The organism is Leclercia sp. M50 (assembly GCF_037150775.1).
In the GTDB taxonomy this organism is placed as follows: domain Bacteria; phylum Pseudomonadota; class Gammaproteobacteria; order Enterobacterales; family Enterobacteriaceae; genus Enterobacter.
This window is the reverse complement of the sequence record NZ_JBBCPK010000162.1, coordinates 1-6049: the sequence shown is the minus strand read 5'-3', so window position 1 is coordinate 6049 and position 6049 is coordinate 1. Positions and strand designations below refer to the sequence as shown.

Genomic DNA, 6049 nt, shown 5'->3' with positions numbered 1-6049 from the left:
CTTTCGGTGAACTCCATGTGCCGGTCAGGTAGGCCACCGAAAGCAGGCCCACCAGCGCCTGGCTCAGATGCCACGGCGAGAGCATCAGCCGGTAGCCGATGTAGTTAAAGAGGGTGACAAACGAACCCATCAGCAGAAAACCGGTGAGAAACAGCAGGGGCAGACCCCGATCGCGCCAGTGCAGGCGGAAGTTAATCAGCAGCGTTCTGGGCCGCAGCGCGGTGGGGCGAAAATGGCGCGACTCCGGCAGAATTTTCCAGAACATCAGCGCGGAGGCCAGGGCAAAGCAGCCGATCGCCGCCAGCGCTACCCGCCAGCTGAAGAAATCGGTAAAGACCCCGCTCAGCAACCGCCCGCTCATGCCGCCGATGGAGTTACCGCTGATGTAGAGCCCCATCGAGAAGGCGACAAAGCTGGGGTGGATCTCCTCGCTGAGGTAGGTCATACCCACCGCGGCCACGCCGCTGAGCGAAAGCCCGATCAGCGCGCGCATGATTAAAATCCCGTGCCAGCTGGTCATCATCGTCGACAACAAGGTACAGACCGACGCCAGCAGCAGTGCGGTGACCATCACCGGCTTACGTCCGATAGCGTCCGAAAGCGGGCCGGTAAAGAGCAGGCCGACCGCCAGCATCCCGGTCGAGATTGAGAGGGAAATACTGCTGCTGGCCGGGGAGACGCCAAACTCCTGGGATAGCACCGGCAGGATCGGCTGCACGCAGTAGAGCAGGGCAAAGGTGGCTAGCCCCGCGGAGAAAAGTGCCAGCGTGACGCGCATAAACTGCGGGGTGCCGCGTTTGATAAACCGAACCTGTTGCGCGTTGTTGGGGAGGAGATCGATATCATTGTTCGGGGCGATATCAGCCGTTGTAGTCCGACTCACGTAAGTTCCTTGCTTCAACATCCCCGTGATTTCTGGTGACGGGTATGACCACAAGGATCAGGGTAGGAAATTGTAAATATTCTGTCTAATATATTAATAATCTCAAATGATACATTTAAAATATGAATATCGAACTGCGTCATCTGCGCTATTTTGTCGCCGTCGCGGAGGAGCTCCATTTTGGGCGCGCGGCGGCGCGGCTCAATATCTCCCAACCGCCCCTCAGCCAGCAAATCCAGGTTCTTGAGCAGCAGGTAGGCGCTCGCCTGCTGGCGCGCACCAACCGCAGCGTCGGGCTGACCCCCGCAGGGCGACAATTTCTGGCGGATAGCCGCCAGATCCTGAGCATGGTGGAGGAAGCGGCAGCCCGGGCAGAACGCCTTCACCATGGCGAAACCGGCGAGCTACGCATCGGGTTTACCTCCTCCGCGCCCTTTATTAGCGCCATCTCACATACCCTTTCGTCGTTTCGCCGCCTGTCGCCGGATGTGCATATCCAGACCCGGGAGATCAACACCCGGGAGCAGATAGTTCCCCTCAGCGAAGGCTCGCTCGATCTTGGCCTGATGCGCAATACCCGTCTGCCGGAGACGCTGGCCTGGCAGCGGGTGCTGCGGGAGCCGCTGCTGGCGATGGTCCACCGCGGTCACCCTCTGGCGGCAAGAGCTGAAATCTCGGTGACGGAGCTGGCGCAGGAGCCGTTTGTCTTTTTTGACCCGCACGTTGGCACCGGTCTGTACGACGACATTCTGGGATTACTGCGGCGCTATGGGGTAAACCCGATGATTACCCAGGAGGTGGGCGAGGCGATGACCATTATCGGACTGGTGGCGGCGGGGTTGGGGGTCTCGATCCTGCCTGCCTCGTTCAGGCGGCTTCAGCTTCATGAGATGCGCTGGGTGGCGCTCGCCGAACCGGACGCGGTTTCAGAGATGTGGCTGGTATGGTCAAAACACCATGAACTCAGCGCGGCGGCACAGCGGTTCAAAGATCTGCTGATCGCTGCCTCGTCAGGGCGCTGACCGGCAAAAAATGCAGGTAAAATGTGCTGTAAATCACAAGGCTAAGTAAAAATTTGACGATTACTGTAGAAGTGCTTCACCATAGCCCACAGTTTATTTCGAAGCGCGAAAATAAGGGAGTACGTGGTGGTTGCTGATAGTCAGCCAGGGCATATTGATCAGATTAAGCAGACCAATGCAGGTGCAGTATATCGCCTGATTGATCAGCTTGGGCCGGTCTCGCGCATCGATCTTTCTCGTCTTGCGCAACTGGCACCCGCCAGTATCACCAAGATTGTGCGTGAGATGCTCGAAGCTCACCTGGTACAGGAAACAGAAATTCAGGAGCCGGGCAGTCGTGGCCGTCCGGCCGTTGGGCTGGTGGTGGAAACCGAAGCCTGGCACTACCTCTCATTGCGCATCAGCCGCGGTGAAATTTACCTTGCGCTGCGCGATCTCAGCAGCAAGCTGGTGGTGGAAGACCGGCTGCCGCTTGAACTGCACGCTGCCGAGCCGCTGGAGGTGCGGATCACCGCCCTGATCGATCAGTTCTTCATTCATCATCAGCAGAAGCTGGAGCGCCTCACCGCCATTGCCATCACCATGCCCGGTATCATTGATACGGAAAATGGGATTGTCCACCGGATGCCTTTTTACGACGACGTCAAAGAGATGCCGCTGGGCGAGGTGCTGAAAAATCACACCGGCGTGCCGGTCTATATTCAGCATGATATCAGCGCCTGGACGATGGCCGAGGCACTGTTCGGTGCCTCTCGCGGCGCGCGCGACGTGATTCAGGTGGTGATCGACCACAACGTGGGAGCCGGGGTGATCACCGATGGGCGCCTGCTGCATGCGGGCAGCAGCAGCCTGGTGGAGATTGGTCACACCCAGGTCGATCCTTATGGCAAGCGCTGTTATTGCGGTAACCACGGCTGTCTGGAGACTATCGCCAGCGTTGACAGCGTGCTGGAGCTGGCCCAGCTCCGGCTCGGCCAGTCGATGAGCTCGGCGCTCCACGGCCAGCCCCTGACGGTGGAGTCGCTCTGCGCCGCCGCGCAGCAGGGCGATCTGCTGGCAAAAGATATCATCACTGGCGTCGGCACTAACGTCGGGCGGATTATTGCCATTATGGTTAACCTCTTTAACCCGCAGAAAATCCTGATTGGCTCGCCCCTGAGCCAGGCGTCGGATGTGCTCTTCCCGGCAATCGCCGACTCCATTCGCCAGCAGTCCTTGCCGGCCTACAGCCAACACATCGTGGTGGAAAGTACTCAATTCACCAATCAGGGGACGATGGCCGGTGCGGCGCTGGTGAAGGATGCGATGTATAACGGTTCACTATTGATTCGTCTGTTGCAGGGTTAACTGTTTTTTACAGTCTTACCAAAAATTGCGCTATCTCAAACCGGGCGGATAGCGCATACCTTAGACTTCCTCCACTGAATTATTTCCTTCATTTATATTTTCAGAGCATAACGGTGGAGTCAGTGATGCTTAAGCGTTTCTTTGTAACGGGTACTGATACCTCTGTCGGCAAGACGGTGGTGTCCCGCGCCTTGCTGCAAGCCATGATGGCCAGCGGAAAGCGTGTTGCAGGGTACAAGCCGGTAGCCAAAGGGAGTAAAGAGACGCCAGAGGGATTGCGCAATAAAGATGCGCTGGTGCTACAAAGTGTCTCCTCTTTAGAACTGCCTTATCATGCCATTAACCCCATTGCGCTTAGCGAAGATGAGAGCAGCGTGGCGCACAGTGGGCTGGTGAATTACACCCTGTTATCGAACGGGCTTGCCAGCCTGGGCGAGCAAGTGGATCATGTGGTCGTTGAAGGGACCGGCGGATGGCGCAGCCTGATGAACGATCTGCGTCCGCTGTCCGAATGGGTGGTACAAGAGCAATTACCGGTGCTGTTGGTGGTCGGCATTCAGGAGGGCTGTATCAACCACGCCCTGCTGACCGCCCAGGCCATCGCCAATGATGGCCTGCCGCTGGTGGGGTGGGTGGCGAACCGCATCAATCCGGGCCTGGCGCACTACGCCGAAATTATCGATGTGTTAAGCAAAAAGCTGCCGGCGCCACTGGTGGGTGAACTGCCGTACCTGCCGCGCGCCGAGCAGCGCGACTTAGCGCACTATATCGACCTTTCTGCCTTCGGCGGGGTGATGGCCGTAGATCGAGTCGTGGCGTAACGTTCGCGATAAAACCGACGCCACCACACAGGCGATCAGCAAACCGGGCAGCAGAACGTACTGCCCGGTCATTTCACAAACCATCAGCGCCGACATGATTGGCGCGTGCGTCGTGGCGGCGAGCAGCGTCGCCATTCCTGCCAGCCCCAGTAAAATCGCGGTTTCATCACCGGGCAACCACAGCATAAACAACTGGGCAAACAGCATACCGGTCGCCATGCCGACAAACAGCGTTGGGGTGAAAACCCCACCTGGTGCGCCAGAGCCGCTGCTGGCAAGCACTGCCAGCAACTTGCAGATAAATATCCCCACAATGACCGACAGCAGCGGCGGCGCCAGCAGGAATCCCTGTACCACGCTGTAGCCATTTCCCCAGACCTTAGGGGTCAACAGCGACAGCAGGCCGACGATGAGACCACCCAGCGCAAGCTGCCAGGGCGGAGAGAGCTTAAGGCGGAGAAACAGGGAATGGCTGAAGGCCATGAGCCACATTAGCGCCGGACCGCAGATGCCGGCCAGCAGGCCCATTACCACGATCAGTGAGTAATCCATTCCGGTGAGGGTGTCGCTGAGGTGTACCTCATAGAGCGTATTCGCGCCGGGGCTGAGCAGGCGTGTAGTGAGCAGGGCGACCACGGCGGCAATCACCACCGGGCCGAGCGAGGCCAGCATCAGGGTGCCAAACAGGATCTCAGCAATAAACAGGCTTCCGGCTAACGGGGCATGGTAGGCGCTGGCCATCCCGGCGGCGGCACCGCAGGCAATCCACAGTTTCCATTCCGTTTTGGGGGTAAAGCGCTGGGCAAAAAAGGAGGCGGCGAGGGCGGCCAGCAGGATCATTGCCCCTTCCCGGCCAATGGCGCTGCCGCTGGCGACGACCAGCAGCGACGCCAGGGATTTGACCAGGCTGGCGGCGTAGTCAAACTGTCCGTCACCCGTTTCCAGCGCCTCCATATAGTCGGTGGGCGCATGGGGCCGCTGGGCGGTCTTTTTTTGCCATCCCCACAGCAGCAACCCGGCAGCCAGCCCGCCGAGGGCAGGGGTCAGTGCGCGTCGCCAGGGCGACAGGGCGCTGGCGGCATTCACCAGACTGCCGCTTTCGTTACTCAGAAACAGCCACTCCAGTAAATAGAGAGCATGGCGGAACAGGGCCACGGCCAGGGCCGCCAGCACGCCAATCACGCTGGCGATCAGCAACCGGCGAAACATCGCGCGGATGTCAGGGTAAGCATGGAGTCGATGCATGGGTTACGCGTAAATGAGGAAGATACAATATTTTGACGGGAAAACGCGGGGTTAGCAATGCGAAGAGCCGGGCAAGGCCCGGCTTACAATATCAACTGTCGCTGTGAATATTCAGCGCCCGGCGCGTGCGGCCGGAGCTTAAGTATTCCGCAATATAGTCCTGAGAAATTTCGCCGTTATAGCGCCCCTCTTCATCAACAATCGGCATCCAGCTGGTGTTGCTCTCATACAGCCGTGACAACACCACACGCAGGTTGTCCTCCGCTTTGCCGGTCATGCGGAACGGGTGGAGCAGATCGGCGCAGGTGCCGGTGGCATTGCGCGCTTCCCGGCGCTTCACAAAGCCCAGCGGTTTGCCGTTTTCATCCACCACGGTGACGGCGCGAATGTCGTTGTCGTCCATGATGGCGAAGGCTTCCGGCAGCGGCGTGGCCGGGCGCACGGTCAGGGTTGGCTGTTGATCCGTGACATCGCCCGCGGAGACCAGCAGCAGACGCTTCAGGGTGCGGTCCTGGCCAACGAACGAGCCGACAAATTCATTGGCCGGTTTCGCCAGCAGTTCGTCCGGGCTGGCGCACTGGACAATGCGCCCCTGGCGGAAGACGGCGATACGATCCCCCAGCTTCAGTGCCTCGTCGATATCGTGGCTCACCAGCATCACCGTTTTTTTCAGCTTGCGCTGCATCTCGAGGGACTGGTTCTGGATCACCTCGCGGTTAGTCGGGTCCACC

The 6049-nt window shown here is 59.2% G+C and carries 5 protein-coding genes and 1 pseudogene; 3 read left to right on the top strand and 3 right to left on the bottom strand.

Going from position 1 to position 6049, the window contains the following annotated elements:
* Positions 1 to 883, bottom strand: an 883-nt coding sequence (locus WFM46_RS22495; RefSeq protein WP_336998592.1) for an MFS transporter, incomplete at its 3' end; no start/stop codon positions are given.
* 122 nt (positions 884 to 1005) lie between these two features.
* Here WFM46_RS22495 and WFM46_RS22490 point away from each other — a divergent pair.
* The 3 genes from WFM46_RS22490 (at position 1006) to bioD (ending at position 4073) form a co-directional block, all read left to right on the top strand.
* Positions 1006 to 1905: a LysR family transcriptional regulator gene (locus WFM46_RS22490; RefSeq protein WP_103179435.1), complete on the top strand. Its 900-nt coding sequence runs from the start codon at positions 1006 to 1008 to the stop codon at positions 1903 to 1905.
* A gap of 126 nt (positions 1906 to 2031) precedes the next feature.
* Positions 2032 to 3252 carry a sugar metabolism global transcriptional regulator Mlc gene (gene mlc, locus WFM46_RS22485; protein WP_103179436.1) on the top strand — a complete coding sequence of 407 codons (1221 nt, stop codon included), beginning with the start codon at positions 2032 to 2034 and terminating at the stop codon, positions 3250 to 3252.
* 125 nt (positions 3253 to 3377) lie between these two features.
* The gene (bioD, locus tag WFM46_RS22480; protein ID WP_103179437.1) at positions 3378 to 4073 is read left to right on the top strand and encodes a dethiobiotin synthase; all 696 of its coding nucleotides are present in this window, start codon (positions 3378 to 3380) and stop codon (positions 4071 to 4073) included.
* Here bioD and clcB read toward each other — a convergent pair.
* Positions 4008 to 5318, bottom strand: coding sequence for a voltage-gated ClC-type chloride channel ClcB (gene clcB / locus WFM46_RS22475; protein WP_336998591.1), 1311 nt, complete (start codon positions 5316 to 5318; stop codon positions 4008 to 4010). The genes bioD and clcB overlap by 66 nt on opposite strands.
* Positions 5319 to 5409: 91 nt before the next feature.
* Positions 5410 to 6049, bottom strand: a pseudogene (gene osmV / locus WFM46_RS22470) (osmoprotectant ABC transporter ATP-binding protein OsmV); the annotation flags it as partial.

What these genes read in the sequence shown, in the direction of transcription:
- clcB (WP_336998591.1), bottom strand. Translation starts at nt 5,318, where the DNA reads ATGCATCGACTCCATGCTTACCCTGACATCCGCGCGATGTTTCGCCGG.
- WFM46_RS22490 (WP_103179435.1), top strand. Translation starts at nt 1,006, where the DNA reads ATGAATATCGAACTGCGTCATCTGCGCTATTTTGTCGCCGTCGCGGAG.
- bioD (WP_103179437.1), top strand. Translation starts at nt 3,378, where the DNA reads ATGCTTAAGCGTTTCTTTGTAACGGGTACTGATACCTCTGTCGGCAAG.